At 37.4% G+C, this 16,693-nt stretch carries 14 protein-coding genes and 1 other RNA gene; 6 read left to right on the top strand and 9 right to left on the bottom strand.

Annotated elements, in window-relative coordinates; all coding sequences use genetic code 11:
- Positions 1-4: 4 nt before the first annotated feature.
- The 4 genes from ABXT49_RS07745 to ftsH are packed head-to-tail and all read right to left on the bottom strand — an operon-like array spanning position 5 to position 4,882.
- Positions 5-742, bottom strand: coding sequence for a sulfite exporter TauE/SafE family protein (locus ABXT49_RS07745; protein ID WP_416651676.1), 738 nt, complete (start codon positions 740-742; stop codon positions 5-7).
- 49 nt (positions 743-791) lie between these two features.
- The gene (glmM, locus tag ABXT49_RS07750) at positions 792-2,129 is read right to left on the bottom strand and encodes a phosphoglucosamine mutase (protein ID WP_416651678.1); all 1,338 of its coding nucleotides are present in this window, start codon (positions 2,127-2,129) and stop codon (positions 792-794) included.
- A gap of 2 nt (positions 2,130-2,131) precedes the next feature.
- Positions 2,132-2,941 carry a dihydropteroate synthase gene (gene folP, locus ABXT49_RS07755; RefSeq protein ID WP_416651680.1) on the bottom strand — a complete coding sequence of 270 codons (810 nt, stop codon included), beginning with the start codon at positions 2,939-2,941 and terminating at the stop codon, positions 2,132-2,134.
- Positions 2,942-2,953: 12 nt separating this feature from the next.
- Positions 2,954-4,882, bottom strand: coding sequence for an ATP-dependent zinc metalloprotease FtsH (gene ftsH, locus ABXT49_RS07760; protein WP_416651682.1), 1,929 nt, complete (start codon positions 4,880-4,882; stop codon positions 2,954-2,956).
- Between the two features lie 177 nt (positions 4,883-5,059).
- Between ftsH and holA the strand changes: the two genes are divergently transcribed.
- The 4 genes from holA (at position 5,060) to ssrA (ending at position 8,905) form a co-directional block, all read left to right on the top strand.
- Positions 5,060-6,082: a DNA polymerase III subunit delta gene (gene holA / locus ABXT49_RS07765; protein ID WP_416651684.1), complete on the top strand. Its 1,023-nt coding sequence runs from the start codon at positions 5,060-5,062 to the stop codon at positions 6,080-6,082.
- Positions 6,066-7,325: a glutamate-5-semialdehyde dehydrogenase gene (locus ABXT49_RS07770; RefSeq protein WP_416651686.1), complete on the top strand. Its 1,260-nt coding sequence runs from the start codon at positions 6,066-6,068 to the stop codon at positions 7,323-7,325. The genes holA and ABXT49_RS07770 overlap by 17 nt, the downstream gene beginning before the upstream one ends.
- 12 nt (positions 7,326-7,337) lie before the next feature.
- Positions 7,338-8,522 carry a tyrosine--tRNA ligase gene (tyrS, locus tag ABXT49_RS07775; protein ID WP_416651688.1) on the top strand — a complete coding sequence of 395 codons (1,185 nt, stop codon included), beginning with the start codon at positions 7,338-7,340 and terminating at the stop codon, positions 8,520-8,522.
- A 33-nt stretch (positions 8,523-8,555) separates the two neighbouring features.
- Positions 8,556-8,905, top strand: a transfer-messenger RNA (tmRNA) gene (gene ssrA, locus ABXT49_RS07780).
- Positions 8,906-8,977: 72 nt separating this feature from the next.
- On the opposite strand, the gene ABXT49_RS07785 is transcribed toward ssrA, so the two are convergent.
- Genes ABXT49_RS07785 through ABXT49_RS07795 form a run of 3 tightly spaced genes read right to left on the bottom strand, consistent with a single transcriptional unit; the run spans position 8,978 to position 11,847 of the window.
- Complete coding sequence (locus ABXT49_RS07785; protein WP_416651690.1) at positions 8,978-9,565, bottom strand: CIA30 family protein; 588 nt, start codon at positions 9,563-9,565, stop codon at positions 8,978-8,980.
- Positions 9,566-9,585: 20 nt separating this feature from the next.
- Positions 9,586-10,857: an aminotransferase class III-fold pyridoxal phosphate-dependent enzyme gene (locus ABXT49_RS07790; RefSeq protein WP_416651692.1), complete on the bottom strand. Its 1,272-nt coding sequence runs from the start codon at positions 10,855-10,857 to the stop codon at positions 9,586-9,588.
- A gap of 3 nt (positions 10,858-10,860) precedes the next feature.
- Entirely contained in the window at positions 10,861-11,847 is a 987-nt protein-coding gene (locus tag ABXT49_RS07795; protein ID WP_416651693.1) for a phosphotransferase, read from the bottom strand.
- 257 nt (positions 11,848-12,104) lie between these two features.
- Between ABXT49_RS07795 and ABXT49_RS07800 the strand changes: the two genes are divergently transcribed.
- Positions 12,105-13,226 (top strand): hypothetical protein, encoded by a 1,122-nt coding sequence (locus ABXT49_RS07800; protein WP_416651695.1) that lies wholly within the window; start codon positions 12,105-12,107, stop codon positions 13,224-13,226.
- 44 nt (positions 13,227-13,270) lie between these two features.
- On the opposite strand, the gene ABXT49_RS07805 is transcribed toward ABXT49_RS07800, so the two are convergent.
- Positions 13,271-13,864 (bottom strand): CIA30 family protein, encoded by a 594-nt coding sequence (locus ABXT49_RS07805; RefSeq protein WP_416651696.1) that lies wholly within the window; start codon positions 13,862-13,864, stop codon positions 13,271-13,273.
- Positions 13,865-14,054: 190 nt separating this feature from the next.
- On the opposite strand from ABXT49_RS07805, the gene ABXT49_RS07810 reads away from it, so the two are divergent.
- Positions 14,055-15,320: an NAD(P)/FAD-dependent oxidoreductase gene (locus ABXT49_RS07810; RefSeq protein ID WP_416651697.1), complete on the top strand. Its 1,266-nt coding sequence runs from the start codon at positions 14,055-14,057 to the stop codon at positions 15,318-15,320.
- 18 nt (positions 15,321-15,338) lie between these two features.
- Here the strand turns inward: ABXT49_RS07810 and ABXT49_RS07815 are convergent, their stop codons facing one another.
- Positions 15,339-16,541 (bottom strand): DegT/DnrJ/EryC1/StrS family aminotransferase, encoded by a 1,203-nt coding sequence (locus tag ABXT49_RS07815; RefSeq protein WP_416651698.1) that lies wholly within the window; start codon positions 16,539-16,541, stop codon positions 15,339-15,341.
- Positions 16,542-16,693: the final 152 nt, after the last annotated feature.

Genomic DNA, 16,693 nt, shown 5'->3' on the forward strand with positions numbered 1-16,693 from the left:
TTTATTAAAGGACTATAACTTTCAGCAGTCCAACCATACAAACTATTATAAGTACACCACCCATCCAGCGTTTAAATTTTTCATCACTTTTAATCATTCTTTCATGCATTCTAAGTCCAATAAAATGACCTAGAGCAGCTACTGGAATTAGCATTAAAGAAAAGCGCCAATCTATATATACGCCAACAGCCATGAAGGCCACCATCTTTATTGAAACTAGAAAAAACCATAAAACAAACAAGGTATTTCTTAGTTTCTTCAAATCTATATGGTTCATATAAACTGCTACTAGAAGGACTCCTCCCATTAAGGAAGTGCCTGATAAATAACCACCAAAAAATAAAAGTAAATTATTTACCCAAGTCTTTTTAGAAATTATTTGACTATTATTTATCCAAGTTAATGAATAAAGAATTGTAATTAAATAAACAATTACAGTCATTACATTTGGTGGAAGACTTAAAAGACCTATCACACCAATAATTTTTGCTGGAAGTATCCATGGCAGAGATTTCTTCAGGTATTGCCAGTCAACCTGTCTTAAGGAATTTGAAAGAGTTACGCTAGAAAAAAATAATAAATGAATCCCAATTATTGGCAGCCAATCTATTGGAGAGCCTCCAATGAGCATTAAAATTGGGAGACCTAGAACAGCACCTCCAAAACCAAGTCCAGTCCTAACAAACCCAATCCAAGTAAATATTATGGCAATCATTAATAACTCTAAGGGTGAAAAGATCATTAATTTAAGTAGGAGTTAATAGAAGAAAATAATTGTAATTACAAAGTAATTACATAGATTTAATTACGTCTGCTAAGTAATTTGCAGATTCAGTTGCTAACTCTAAATCATTGCACTCAACCATCACTCGAACTAACGCCTCTGTACCTGATTTTCTGATAAGAATTCGCCCCTTATCTGATAACTTAGACTCAGTCAGGTTAATTGCATCAACTAGATTAGAATTATTTTTTAAATTTATATCATTTTCAATTTTAATATTTACAAGAACTTGAGGATACTTCGTCATCATAGTCTTGAGATCATAAAGGGTTTTTTGTGACTTGGAGATAACCTCTAATACCTGTAAAGCTGCTATTATTGCATCACCTGAAGTAGATTTATTTAAACAAATAATATGCCCAGAGCCCTCACCACCAAGAATAGCATTATTGTTTATTAACTCGTCCATGACATGCCTGTCACCAACATCTGCCTCAATAAAAGTGAGTCCCAGCTCTCCAAGAGCTTTCCTCATACCTAAATTAGTCATCTTTGTACCAACAACTGTATCAGATTTTAGTTCACCATTGTTTTTCCAGGCATTTGCAATGATATAAACAAGTTCATCACCATCAACCTTCTCTCCTAAGTGATCAACCATTATTAGCCTATCGCCATCACCATCAAAAGCAATCCCAAGATTAGCTTCTTGCTTTAAAACTTCTTGTTGGAGCTGTTTTGTATCTGTTGCTCCACAATTTCGATTGATGTTGTAACCATCTGGATTATTATTAATCATTATAGTTGTAACGCCTAATTCTTTAAAAACATCTTCGGCAATATGATAAGTTGCGCCGTTGGCACAATCAATTATAATTTTTAAATTTGATAGATCACATTTTTTATCAAATGTTGATTTACAAAACTCAATATATCTACCTAGTGCTTGTCCGTATCTCTTTGCTTTCCCAATTGATGCAGAATCTACACTAACCATGGGTTTCGCAATTTTCTCTTCTATTGCTTTTTGCACTTTGTTACTGAACTTTACGCCTTTACTTGAAAAGAATTTAACGCCATTATCTTGGTATGGATTATGTGATGCACTTATGACAACGCCTGCGGATGCTCCAAACGCCTGAGTCAGGTATGCAATTGCTGGAGAAGGCATAGGTCCAAGCATGCCCACATTGACTCCTGCTGATAAAAACCCAGCTTCAAGCGCAGATTCAAATAAATATCCTGAAACCCTTGTATCTTTTCCAATAATTACACTTGCAGTACCGCCTTCAGTTTCACGCAAAACCGAGCCTACAGCCCAGCCAACTTTTAACAAAAAATCTGCAGTTATAGGGGCTACTCCAACCTCTCCTCGAATTCCATCAGTACCAAAAAAATTATTCAAAACTACTCCCTAAAATTTTGTATTTGTTCCCAGACTGTGAGCGCATCCTTTGTCTCTGAAACGTCATGAACTCTAATAATATCCGCACCATTCTCAGCTGCAATTAACGCAGCAGTGACACTTCCAATGAGTCGCGAGTCAACATCTTTATCACCTAATAAGGCTCCAATCATTGATTTCCTTGAGAGTCCAGCTAGAATTGAAACTCCAAAATCATGGAACTCAGAAAGATTCTTTAGTAAGGCTATATTATGACCTAAGTTCTTACCAAAGCCAAACCCTGGATCAATGGTGATAGAACCTAGCTGAATTCCAGCGTTCTCACATGCCGCGATTCGCTCGTGAAAGAATTTTTTAACATCATCGACAACATTGTCATACGATGGGTTGGTTTGCATAGTCCTAGGAGTGCCCTGCATATGCATTAGACAGACATCAGCTCGCAACTCAGCTGCCATCTCGAGTGCGCCATCTGCTCTCAATGCATTAACATCATTAATGATGCTTGCTCCTGCAGAAAAGGCCTCCTTCATAACAATAGGTTTAGAGGTATCAATTGATATTGGCACATCTATACTGCCGCTCAAAGCTTCAATTACAGGCATAACCCGCTTTAATTCATCTTCAGAGGAAACTGCAGGCGCGCCTGGTCTCGTTGACTCACCACCAATGTCAATAATTCCTGCGCCTTCTTCAACCATTAATTGAGCCTGAGTAACTGCACTAACTGAATCTAAGAACAAGCCTCCATCAGAAAAGGAGTCCGGTGTAATATTCAAAACGCCCATGATGATTGGTTGATTTACCATCATTACGTCCTTCAATTATGCAAACTGCTCAGTACTTCCGTCGGCTTCTGGCTTCTTATCTGTAGATGGTTTTGCGCTCTCAGTTTCTCCACTTCCAGTTCCAAGCTCAGATGAGGCCTCCTCTGAATCTACTACTTCGGCGGGCTCTCGCATTGGAATTCTCGCCATTAAGTCATCAATCTGATTCGTGTCAATTGTCTCAAATTCAACAAGGGCTGCAGCCATTGCATCCAGTATATCTCTGTTATCTTCAAGAATTTTGTAGGCTAAAGAGTAATTAGTATCTATTATTTTTCGTATCTCACTATCTACCTTAGTAAAAGTTTCATCTGAAATATGCTTATGTTTTGTGACTTGACGCCCCAAAAATACTTCGCCCTCCTCTTCTCCATAAGACATTGGTCCCATGACGCTTGACATGCCCCATAACTTTACCATTTTATGAGCAATATCTGTTGCACGCTCAATATCATTACTAGCTCCAGTAGTTACCGCATCTTCTCCAAATACTATCTCTTCTGCAATACGACCACCAAACAATGATGCAACTTGGCAATTAAGCTTTCTTTTTGAAATACTATAACTATCTTTTTTAGGTAGGAACATAGTTACACCTAGAGCCCTACCTCTAGGAATAATACTTACTTTATAAACTGGATCATGCTCAGGAACTAGCCTTCCAACAATCGCGTGCCCAGCCTCATGAAAAGCTGTCATTTCCTTTTCAGAAGCATCCATAACCATTCCTTTGCGCTCTGAACCCATCATAATTTTATCTTTCGCTTTTTCAAACTCACCCATTCCTACTAATTCTTTACTCATGCCTGCAGTAATTAGTGCAGCTTCATTTGTCAAATTAGCTAAATCAGCGCCTGAAAATCCAGGGGTACCTCTTGCAATGTCAATTGATTTAACATTTTTTGCAATTGGTAATTTTCTCATGTGTACTTTTAAAATAGCATCACGGCCATTAATGTCAGGTAATCCAACAGTCACTGTTCTGTCAAACCTTCCGGGCCTTAATAAAGCTGGATCTAAAACATCAGGCCTATTAGTTGCCGCAACAACAATAATACCTTCTGATCCCTCAAAACCATCCATTTCAACCAACATTTGGTTAAGCGTTTGCTCACGTTCATCGTGTCCACCGCCCATTCCCGCACCACGCTGACGACCTACAGCATCAATCTCATCAATAAAGATAATACAAGGTGCATTTTTCTTGGCTTGTTCAAACATATCTCGTACTCTAGAGGCTCCAACACCAACGAACATCTCCACAAAGTCAGAACCAGAAATGAAAAAGAAAGGAACATCTGCCTCACCAGCAACGGCTTTAGCTAATAATGTTTTACCGGTTCCTGGAGGGCCAACCATAAGAACACCTTTCGGGATTCTTCCACCAACTTTAGTAAATTTTCCAGGATCAGAAAGAAAATCAACAAGTTCGCTCACTTCTTCTTTAGCCTCTTCAACGCCAGCAACATCCTCAAAGGTGACGTGCGATTCATCTTTTGTAATTAGGCGCGCTTTAGACTTTCCAAATGACATTGGATTATTTTTTCCACCCATTGCACCACCTGCGCCTTTCATTGTGTACATAATGACACCAATTAGTAATAGTATTGGTGCGAGTGAAATGAGTAGCTGCTTTATAAAACTTTCTCTTGCAGGAGGCGTAGCTTGAACTGAAACGCCATTATTTAGAAGGTCGCCCATTAGCCCAAGGTCCCCTGGACTGTATGTTTCAAATTTTTCGCCAATTGCTGTAACACCACTAATATTGCTACCAGCTATCTTGACACTAGAAACGTTACCTTGCTTCACATTTTGGATAAATTGAGAATAGCTTATCTCGTTTGTTTCATCCGCAACATTAAACTGACCAAAAAGAGAGGCAAGTACACTGCCTAGGACCAACCATAGTAAAATATTTTTATACATATTATTAACTTTAACCTGAATTAGAAATGTAAATATACCCTATTGATTTTATATATATAGGTTTTGATAGCATTTTTCAAGGTTTAATCAATATATTTTATAACTATGACATAATGATAATCTCTAGGTTAAAACTTAATTAGTTGCATTATTTCTTACCCTGTTTTCTTAAAAAGCATGAACATTAAACCCGAACAACTCCAAAATCATCTCTCAAACCAGCCTACATCCCTTTATTTTGCTTTTGGTGCTGAAATACTTCTGGTTGAGCAATCTCTAACGACTATAAAAAATAATGCTAAAGAGCGGGGATTTAATGAGCGCTTTAGATTTGATATTGACGGTAATTTCGCTTGGGATACTATCTTTAATTTGATTTCTAGCCCTTCACTTTTTGCAGACAAGCGGATCATCGAGTGTCGACTTACAACAGGAAAGATTGGAGTCAAAGGCTCTAAAGCACTTTCTGAACTTACCGATAACCTTCCAGAAGATATTATGCTAATCATCTCTTCTGGAAAACTAGATTTGGCGCAGCAAAAAAGTAAATGGTTTAAAGCTCTGGATAAAAAAGGGGTTATTATTCAGCATTGGGAGGTTCAAAGCGACCAACTTGTTGGCTGGATTGTTAAGCATATGTCCCAGCTTGGCCTTAGCTCAAGCAATGAAATTGCAAATGCGATAGCTTACTGCACTGAAGGAAATCTTCTTGCTACTATGCAGGAGATACAAAAGCTTCAAATTGCATATCCAGATGGAAATATAAATCTAGATGAATATTTAAGTCAAATTGATCAGCAATCTCAGTACACAGTTTTTGGAATGATTGATGCAGCACTCAAAGGTGACACGGAAAAAGTAAATAAAATTTTCAGCTCACTGGTTGATGATTCAACGCCACCAGTCATTTTAATTTCATCGCTCTATCGTGAAATAAAAAGCTTAGTTACAATGTCAATCGAACTTAAAACCGATCAAACAATTGATACAATTCTTAATAATCATAGGGTCTGGCAGAAAAGAAAGCCATTGATATCAATTGCCCTTAAAAAACATAGTTATCAGCAGCTACAAAAACTTCTTTTAGCACTCGGGCGTATTGACCGTTCTGTCAAAGGCATGGATAATCTTAACGTTTACGATGAACTACAATCCGTAGTCATCACTTTATCGGGGAAAAATAGTGGGCTCAATAGCTAAATTAATATCTAACATAGGTCAAAAAGCCCTAATTGCTTCCAACACTCTGCGCATCGCCCACACAGATACAAAAAATAATGCATTACTTAATATTGCTGCTGCGATTCAAGAGAATAAGCAAACTATTCTTGATGCAAATTCTTTAGATATAGAAATTGCCAAAAAAAATAATATTGACTCTGCACTTTTGGATAGGCTAATGCTTAACGATGATAGGCTTGAAAGCGTTGTGGAAGGTCTCAATCAAATCGTCTTATTGAACGATCCTATTGGCGAGGTTTCTGATTTAAAGACTAGGCCTAGCGGAATTAAAATTGGAAAGATGATGGTGCCGCTTGGCGTTATAGGGATGATCTATGAGTCACGCCCTAACGTCACTATTGATGCAGCCGCTCTTTGTATTAAATCTGGAAATGCGGTCATTCTAAGAGGTGGCTCTGAGGCAATCAACTCGAACATGGCTTTTTACAATTGCATTAAACAAGGACTAAAGCAAGCTGGCCTCAACCCCCACTCTGTGCAGCTCATCGAAGTCACTGATCGTGAGGCAGTTACTGAGCTTGTTAAAGCAAGTGACTATGTTGATGCTATTATTCCAAGGGGTGGCAAGGGACTTATAAAAAATGTCAGTAGTAATGCTAGAGTCCCAGTTATTAAGCACCTTGATGGCGTTTGTCATACCTATCTAGATATCGATGCTAACCCACAAAAAGGAATTGACATTGCATTCAATGGCAAAACTCGTCGGTATGGAGTTTGCAATGCAACTGAGACACTTCTTGTGCATGAGGGATTTGATACAAAAGCACTATCAAAACTCATAGAGCTTTATAACGAAAAAGAAGTTGAAATACGTGGATGTGAAAAATCACAAAAACTCTCCAATGTTATCAAAAAAGCGTCGGAAGATGACTGGTATGAGGAATATCTTGGCCCAATCCTCTCAATGAAAATTGTTGAATCGGTTGATGAGGCTATTTCTCACATCAACAAATATGGCTCAGCTCATACCGATGCGATCGTAACTGACAATGACGCAAATTCAAAAAAATTCCTCTCTGAAGTTGACTCATCCTCTGTCATGGTGAATGCATCAACTGGTTTTGCTGATGGTTTTGAATATGGACTAGGCGCAGAAATTGGAATAAGTACTGGTAAGTTTCATGTCAGAGGTCCAGTCGGACTCGAGGGCCTGACATCACAAAAATATATCGTCATAGGTGACGGACAAATAAGGCCATAGAGAGTATATGCAATGACAATCAAAGAGACGCTAGCAATTATTCAACGAGGAACTGAAGAAATTCTGCCCTTAGATGAGCTAAAGAAAAAACTTGAAAAAAATAAACCATTAAGAGTTAAACTAGGAATGGACCCAACAGCTCCAGATCTTCATCTTGGGCACACAGTTGTCATTAACAAGATGAAACAACTACAAGATCTTGGTCATGAAATTATTTTCTTAATTGGTGACTTTACTGGCATGATTGGAGATCCAACTGGAAAAAATGTCACTCGGAAGGCACTAACTAAAAGTGAAGTTTTAGAAAATGCTAAAAGCTATGAAGATCAAGTTTTTAAGATTCTTGACAAGGACAAAACAAAGATAGCGTTTAATTCTGAGTGGATGGGTAAGATGAGTTCATCAGAAATGATTTCTCTTGCATCAAAACATACTGTTGCAAGGATGCTTGAGCGTGATGACTTTTCCAAACGTTATAAATCAGGTCAACCAATTTCAATACATGAGTTTTTATATCCGCTAGTTCAAGGATTTGATTCTGTTGCACTTCAGGCTGACATTGAGCTTGGGGGCTCTGATCAAAAATTTAATCTACTAGTTGGTAGAGACCTTCAAAAGCAAGCAAATATGGAGCCTCAGGTTATTCTTACTATGCCAATACTAGAGGGGCTTGACGGCGTTCAAAAGATGAGCAAGTCACTTGACAACTATATTGGTATTGATGAACCTGCAGACAGCATGTTTGGCAAATTGATGTCGATTTCAGATGAGCTTATGTGGAAATACCTCGAGCTTTTAAGCTTTGAATCAATGGAAACAATCGAATCCTGGAAACAAGAAGTTGTGGATGGAGAAAATCCAAGAAACATTAAGTTTCGCCTTGCTCAAGAAATTATTACGCGTTTTCATGATAGTGATCAAGCTAAAAAAGCACAGCAAAACTTTATCGACCGATTTGCGAAGAATCAAATTCCAGATGAGATGGATGAGTTCACTTTTTCACAAGGAACTAAGATTGCAAACCTGCTTAAAGACTCTAACCTTGTATCCTCAACATCCGAAGCATTTCGAATGATTAAACAGGGCGCTGCAAAAATGGATGGTGAGAAAATAATTGACAAGGATTTAATGCCCGTCGCTGGGACATCAATCTACCAAGTAGGTAAAAGAAAGTTTGCGAGAGTTACAATTAGCTAATTTACATTAATCAAGAGTATAATAGAGCTATCTGGGGATGACATGGCTTCGACGAGGAGTTGGATTTCAAGGATGCATGTCGAGGACAAAGATTGCTCGTAAAAACGTTCTTTAAATAATAGTTGCAAACGAAAACAACTACGCTTTAGCAGCATAATGCTAACCGTTACTTGAGAGTCGTCTGTACTTTTGGGATAACGGTCGCTTACAGACTCGCCACTATTATTATTTTAGGATAATAGGGTTAAAACCTAATCTAAAATCGCTTTCTACATCCCTGTTGGTCGGGTGGTAAAAAGTTAACTCAATAGGCCTTTACTAAGCATGTAGACTTCTTGACTGAAAGTTTTCGGACGGGGGTTCAATTCCCCCCATCTCCACCACCTAAATCCTACTATGAAAGCATTCTCATTTAGAGAGTGCGATAATATGTGTCTGAATATCGCATGATTGAGCTAATAGTAAAACTCTACTGTTGAGACTGAGACATCAGATGTGAAATTACGGCCATAAGCTGCAATAGCTAAGCTTCTTATATTTTTAGCATCTAACTTTGAAGTATTGTAACGCTTACGTTCGAATGTATTAAAAGGCAAGTCAATCATTTTCCAATCAGAATCAGTTTGAAAGGTGGCAGAATAAAAGTCTCCATAATAAGCCATATCATTAGTTATTATATGGATATCATAAGTTTCACCATTACCTCTTACATTGAGACGAATGCCCTGAAGATTTTTGCCATCTTTTTCAGAATTTGCAAATGAAATTCCTGTACGTAATTGAATAACGCCGCCATAATTCCTTGTACTTACATTACCTGTAAGTCTTACATAATAGATTTCACCGTCTTGCTCAAGAGTAACTTTACCAACAGAAACACCTCCCATCACTTGATCACTAATGTATTGCCAGTATTTACCACTATCAGCATTAAATGGGAACGATAGGTCTTCAACAGCAATCGCTTTTGAGCTAATAGTAATCATAACTATTAAGGATAAAAAATAACTTATTTTTGAAATTTTGAACGAATTTTTAAACATATCAGATAATAGTTAGAATGCTAGGCTAATAACTTTGACAATGAATCCACCAACAACTTTGCATTGTCCTGAGTAAAGACTAAAGGAGGTTTTATTTTAAGAACATTATTATATGGCCCATCAGTACTGAGAAGTATGCCAAGCTCTTTCATTTTATCAGTAATCAACTTTGCCTTTTCTGTTGCCGGCTTCAGCGTTTTTCTGTCTTCAACCAATTCGATTCCAATAAATAATCCAGCTCCTCGAACATCACCAATCAATGAAAATTTATCTTTTAATAAAGACAACTCTGAGAACAAATAATTTCCTACATTTAGGGCATTCTGCTGTAACCCCTCCTGTTCAATTACATTGAGAACAGAGAGTCCAATTGCACAAGAAACTGGGTTGCCACCAAAAGAATTGAAATACTCCATGCCATTATTAAAGACGCTTGCTATTTCAGCTGTGGTTACAACAGCTGCTATAGGGTGGCCGTTACCCAGCGGTTTGCCAATTGTGACGATGTCTGGGATGACTTCTTGTGTCTCAAACCCCCAATAGGCAGAGCCCACCCTACCCAGACCCACCTGAACTTCATCACTGATACAAACTCCAGAGGACGCCCTTATCCATTTATACGACTCCGCTAAAAAATCATTTGGTAACGGAATTTGCCCACCACAACCTAATATCGATTCAGCCATAAAGGTTGAACCCTCACCCTGCTTATTAATTGCCTCCTGAACCGCTTGGGCATATTGTTTTCCCGCCGTTTTAGGATTATTATATTCACCCCTGAATAAGTCTGGCATCGGAACAACTTCAACATGTTTTGGCTTTCCCTGACCACCCTTACTATTAAATTTATAAGGACTGATATTGATTAGAGAGTCGGTGTTTCCATGGTAGGCGTTATCTAGGACAATTGCTCTATCACTTCCAGTATATGCTCTGGCCATTCTTAAAGCCAGCTCGTTCGCCTCACTACCCGAATTTACAAAATAACAAATAGACAAGGGTTTGGGTAATTTACTGCAAAGCTTCTCAGCCAACTCAACAATATTATCATGCAGGTAGCGAGTGTTAGTATTTAATAGTTGATTCTGCTGGTGAGCCGCCTGGATAACTGCTGGATGGCAATGCCCAACATGACTGATATTATTAACACAATCTAAATACTCCTTGCCTTTTTCATCATACAAATATTGCCCCTTCCCCCTGAGTATTTTTAGTGGCTCTGAATAAGCCAGAGAGAGTGACGGGCCCAGGTGTTTTTTTCTCAACTTCAATGTATTTTTTTTAGATTTCACTTTTTAATATATTTTAAAATTACTTAATTCTTTGTCAGCAAAATTTTTCAAAAATGTCCATGCGTATGGCTCAGTAACAGAAATATACTTGTTTTCAGGAAATAGTTTTTTTCGGTAGTTCGCTGTTACTACAGTAAAACATGCGCGTATACAAACAAGATGAATGAGTGACTCAATTTCTTCGTCTCGTAATGGATAAACTGATTGAAATCCCTCTACAACTGACTTGATCTTCGTCTCAGGCTCTGCTTCTTCTAGAATAAGATAAGTGATGGCAACCGCTAATTCGCTTGCTAAAAAAGTATGCGCCATATCGCCAAAATCAATAACGCCAGATATGTGGCCGCTGTCATTTAGAAGTACATTGTGATCATTGCCATCATTATGAATATACTGGGTGCGTAAATATTTTTCATTCGGCACAATGTTTAACTGATAATTTTCAATAAAATGACGCACTACAGCTTTATCAGGCTCACTCTCAATATAGTCTAAATGACTTTTCAAAAAGTCAATATTTCTAACATCCCATATCCATTTACGCTTTAAATCTGGATATCCAAACTCTCGAAAAGCAACATCCAACTTACCCATAAAGGCGCCAAATTCTTCCAATAAGAAAGACTCAGGACTCTCAATATCCTTTATAAAGTGTCCTGCTAAAAAAGATTGTAAGCGAATAAAACAGCCATTATGCTGACTAATAAACTTACCGCCTTCAGTCTGAATCGTACTTGGTACTTGTATGGATGAATCAAAGTTGGAGATATGCTTCAAACTAGCGACCTGTAACTTAATAAGCTCAACATCCTCCGCCGGATTTGAAATCTTTAATACAAATTCCTTGCCATCTTCACGTTTCAAATAAAAATTCTGATCTCGCTCACTATCCAAGACTTTAACTGAGACTTCAAAACCGTATAAAGTTTTTGCTATTTGGTGGGCTTCAGACGGGCTAAATCTTGATGGGGGGGAGGATATAACAGACATAAGTATTAAGTTACCAAAAAAAAGTAAACCCAGTAAAGCTGAATAAAAGCTGACAATTGTATCAAACTCTAGCCATGGGCTTTATTTTTTTATAGTGCATAAAAATAGAGTCAATATTCTAAAGATTATTTTGTGTAATATAATTCTAATATGAGATTTGCACTTTTAAATAATGAACGTATTGAAGCAGCTAAAGGAGTCAAAGGTTTCTGCTCTTATTGTGGCTCTCAACTAATTGCAAAATGGAGTGAGATGAAATGATTAAAAAATATAACAAGGAGATGAAATTCATCACTTCTAAGGCAATTGCTCATAGCACAATAGTAGAACTAAAAAACGAACTAAAGACAGTTAAGCATACTGTGGATTATTGGTTCGGTATGTTTAAGAACAGGGCGTTTGGTGAAATTAAAGATGGCAATCTTTCTTATGAAGAGTGGAGAGATATCTATATTAAGAATGGTTGGCTAGAAGTGCCAGAGTACAGATGTTTTTGTAACCCAAAAGGTGTAACTAATTCTGATGATTGGGCGGCCTATGAACTGGATAAATCATATCTAAATATCTGGAAGAAATGGTATCAGTACCATGAGAGATGGAAGTTCAGAATAGCCAAACTAGAAAGTGAGAGGTTTGATATTCGCAGAATTGAAGAACTGACCGACACGACAATAAATGAATGTCTATTAGCCATTCTAGGGCTGAGTCCATCTATTATTGGTAAGGCAGGATTTGAAAAGTTTAGTTTTGGAGAGAGGTTATTTGAAATAAAAGATATCAAATATCAAGACTACAAAGGTAACAACCTTACTATCAACACCAGAATATATGCTAATAATAGTTTTGGACACATCGAATGGCGTCTCAGACAGAAGGAGGAATATGTCTTGCTTGAAAGATTAGCAACACGAGGTCAACCCTCAAACTTTTCAGACTTTATTCGCTCTGAGAAATTTCTTAAATGGGCATATGAATATGGATATCTAATGGAAAGAGTATTCAAGATTAGAAACATTAGCGACAGCCCTTGGGGAGAGGATTTTGCACTTAAACTTTATCAAGAATTAATAAACATTGGATATATTAAAGGTAAGTTTGAATATATGTGGGAGCGAGAAGATGGCATGTCAGAATCCTCGCTTCACTACCTTGCTAATGAACTTTTAAACGCTGACCTTATTCCGTCAAAACACCACTTTACTAGTATTGAAAAGTATATTGAATATAGCTCTCCAAAGCCTTTAAGAAAACAATATAACGAGAACACTGAAACAACGAACTATGCTGAAAAGAATCCTTTTTCAGCAGAATCTGACTTAATTGACAAGGCTATTACAAAACTAGAATTAGACAGAGATAATAAACTAAAGGAAAAATAAACTGCCAGTAAATGGACTATTCCATTTAGCCTAACAAGCATATATTAATAATAAAACTCAACTGATGAAACTGATAAATCAGATTTGAAATCACGGCCATAAGCCACAATACCAAAAGTCTTTATATCTTTAGCACTTATGTTTGAGTCTATATTATCTTTGAGCTTCTTAAATTTATTAAAAGGTATTTCAACTGTTTCCCAGTTTGGGCTTGTATCAAATGTAGCAATTTTATAGCTAGTAGGAAGCCTATAAAAGATAGTAGTCTGAATAAAAATATGATATTTTTCTCCATTACCTTTAACTTTTAGACGGATGCCTTTAAGTTTTTTTCCTTCTTTATTTGAATTATGAAGTAGTTTGAACATCAATGGTTTATTGGACAGTGATGTTGTGGTACGTAATTGAATAAAGCCACCATTGTTATCAGTGCGAACATTCCCAGAGAGCCTTATAAAAACCTTGTCTGCATCTTGCTCAAGTGAGACCTGACCCTCGGAGACTCCTCCCATTACTTGGTCACTAAAATATCTCCAGTCGTTTACGTTGTCTGGAGTGAATGGAAAGCTAAGGACCTCCTCATTAGCAGAAGCTATTGTTGTAAAAGTTAACAACAATAGAATTAGTAGTTTTTTCATAATTTAATTATAAATAATGAATATAAAGAGCAGGTGAAGATTGGGAGTTTTTTTTTTGATAAATATTTACGATACTAGGAAAATTCAAACTTCTTTTGATGTACTAGAGAGTTATCCAGTAGTTATCTTTTATGTTGTCTAAAATATAACAATAAATTTATATAACCTCTAAAGATTTAATGCATCACTAATGAAGATAGTCAAAAAACAAAGTATCGCAATCATTGGTGGCGGCGCAAGCGGAATTTTTGCTTCGCTTCGATGCGCAGAAGTTGCGAAAACAGAAAAAATTAATGTTGACATTCATGTATTTGAAGGCTCCTCCAAACTTCTAAAAAAAGTTCGAATTTCTGGAGGTGGTCGTTGCAATGTGACTCACCATATATTTGAGGTTAACGATTTTTGTTTAAACTATCCACGTGGTCGTAAAGAGCTACTCTCACCTTTCCAAAATTTTCAGGCATCGGATACAGTTGATTGGTTTGAAAAAAGAGGTGTCGAACTTAAGTATGAATCTGATGGCCGTATGTTTCCTGTGACAGATGACTCTGAAACTATTATTGACTGCTTTATGCAAGAAGCCAACAAACATGGAATTAAACTATTAAATAAGATGAATGTCAAAAGTCTGAAAAAACTAGACAATGGAAAAATATCCTTATTCATCAATGAGGATGAGTCTTTCATTGCTGATTCAGTATTAATTGCAACTGGCAGCATGCCAGGTGGTTACCGACTTGCTCAAAATCTTGGTCATTCAACTACAGAAATTGCGCCTTCACTTTTTACTTTTAAAATTGAAGATGAGATTCTCAAAGACTTATCAGGCACCTCCTTTCCTCAAGCTTCTTTATCTCTTAAAATTGATGGCGCAAAACCTTTTGAGCAAAGTGGCCCACTTTTAATTACTCACTGGGGCCTTAGTGGCCCTGCACTGCTAAAACTTTCAGCATGGGCCGCCCGTGAAATGATGCATACCAACTACAAGGCAAAGCTAATTGTCAACTGGCTTGGTATTGGCCATCAAAATGATGCAGAAAAACTCCTTAGCACTATTAAGAGAGATAATACAAAGACTTCAGTAGGTAACGCTTACCCAAATGATCTAACGAAGCGATTTTGGCTTCAACTTCTGATTAAGTGTAGCATTTCAAAAGAAAAAAACTGGTCAGAAATCAGCAAAAAAGAATTAAATCTTATTCTGAATAATTTATTTAACTGTGAGCTCAATGTTCTTGGAAAAAGCCGCTTTAAAGAAGAGTTTGTTGAGTGTGGTGGGATAAACCTAAAAGAAATTAACTTTAAAACCATGGAAAGTAAAATCTGCCCTGGTCTTTATTTTTCTGGAGAAGTTATGGATATTGATGGCATAACTGGTGGCTTTAACTTTCAAAGTGCGTGGACTTCAGGATGGATCGCTGGGAATCATATGGCTCAAACCAAGAGTAAAGATTGATCCTTTAATATCTATATCTTATTTTTTTGATAAAAAGGCTTCCGCGCAATCACCAATAATCTCTGAGAGAAGTGAGCAATCTTCCAGTGAAAATGTTAGTGGCAATCGGAGATCAAAAAGGCCAGAAAGGATCTCATCAGAGCGTTCTAGACTCTGTTGTTTCACATATTTCCAACTCTTATGATTACTTGTAAATCCATTTGGATTGTCACTGCCAAACCATTTTATCTCAACCCCACGCTCCTTATTTATTACCAGGAATCTGGCGGCATCGACCTCAGAGATGCCAGGCAGCCTAAACTGAATTGAACTCCCCACATAGCTCTCCTCAATCGGGCGCTCAGGAAGTTCAACTCCTTTGATCTTTTTGAGGCTTCCCTCAACTAACTGGTAACGCTCATTCCAGCGCTTAATATTTTTTTCAAGAGATTTTAATTGTGGCCTAAGAATAGCAGCCCTTAGATTATCCATACGGCCTGAATAGTTTGGAGTCTGCAATCGAATATCTGCAAATACTTCTTTATCAGGTGCAGCACCATGCCTCCCATAGAGCATATAAGACCCTGAAAGAATAATAGCACGCGCCATGAATTCTGCATCATTCGAAGTCAGCAAACCCCCTTCACCTGAATTTAAATGCTTATAAGTTTGGGTACTAAAACAGCCAGCAAGTCCAAAATTACCACTCCTTTTATCACCCCATTTGGCTCCCATTGTATGGGCACAATCTTCAATTAAAATCAAACCATTATCTTCAACAATTTGCATCAATTTATTCATATCAACTAGATGCCCCCTCATATGAGATATCAGTAAAAAGCGGGCCTTACTTGATATGGCTTTCCTTGAAAGGTCCTCTAAATCAAGAACAAGATTTTCATTGATTTCTATGAAAATAGGCTCACCACCAGCATTAGAAATTGAGCCTGGAACTGGCGCAAGGGTATACATATTAGTCAAAACTTTTTCACCAGCTTTAAGTCCAGCAGCCTTAAGAGAGACGCTCATTGCATAGCCACCAGATGCACAAGCAAGACAGTAACGACTTCCTTGAAAATTAGCGAAGTCCTGCTCTAATAGTGATGCTTCAGAAAACTCTTCACCAATTGAGTTGTATCGATGAAGCCTTCCCGACTTCAGAACCTCCACAGCAGCATCAATCGCCTCTTGACTAATAGGTTCTTGTTGAGTGAAGGGCCTTGAAAATACTTTTGCAGTCATTATTGCTAGTAGCCATTTGAATATTAAATAAGAAATCAAATAATATACAAAATCCTCGTCTTAAAGATAATATTTTTTAATACTTCACTAAAATAGTAGCCAAACAAACCTTATAATTTGCTATATGAAGAACACGCCCCCAGTTGTAATTG

This window comes from Candidatus Pseudothioglobus sp. Uisw_086, from assembly GCF_048085745.1.
Taxonomy (GTDB): domain Bacteria; phylum Pseudomonadota; class Gammaproteobacteria; order PS1; family Pseudothioglobaceae; genus Pseudothioglobus.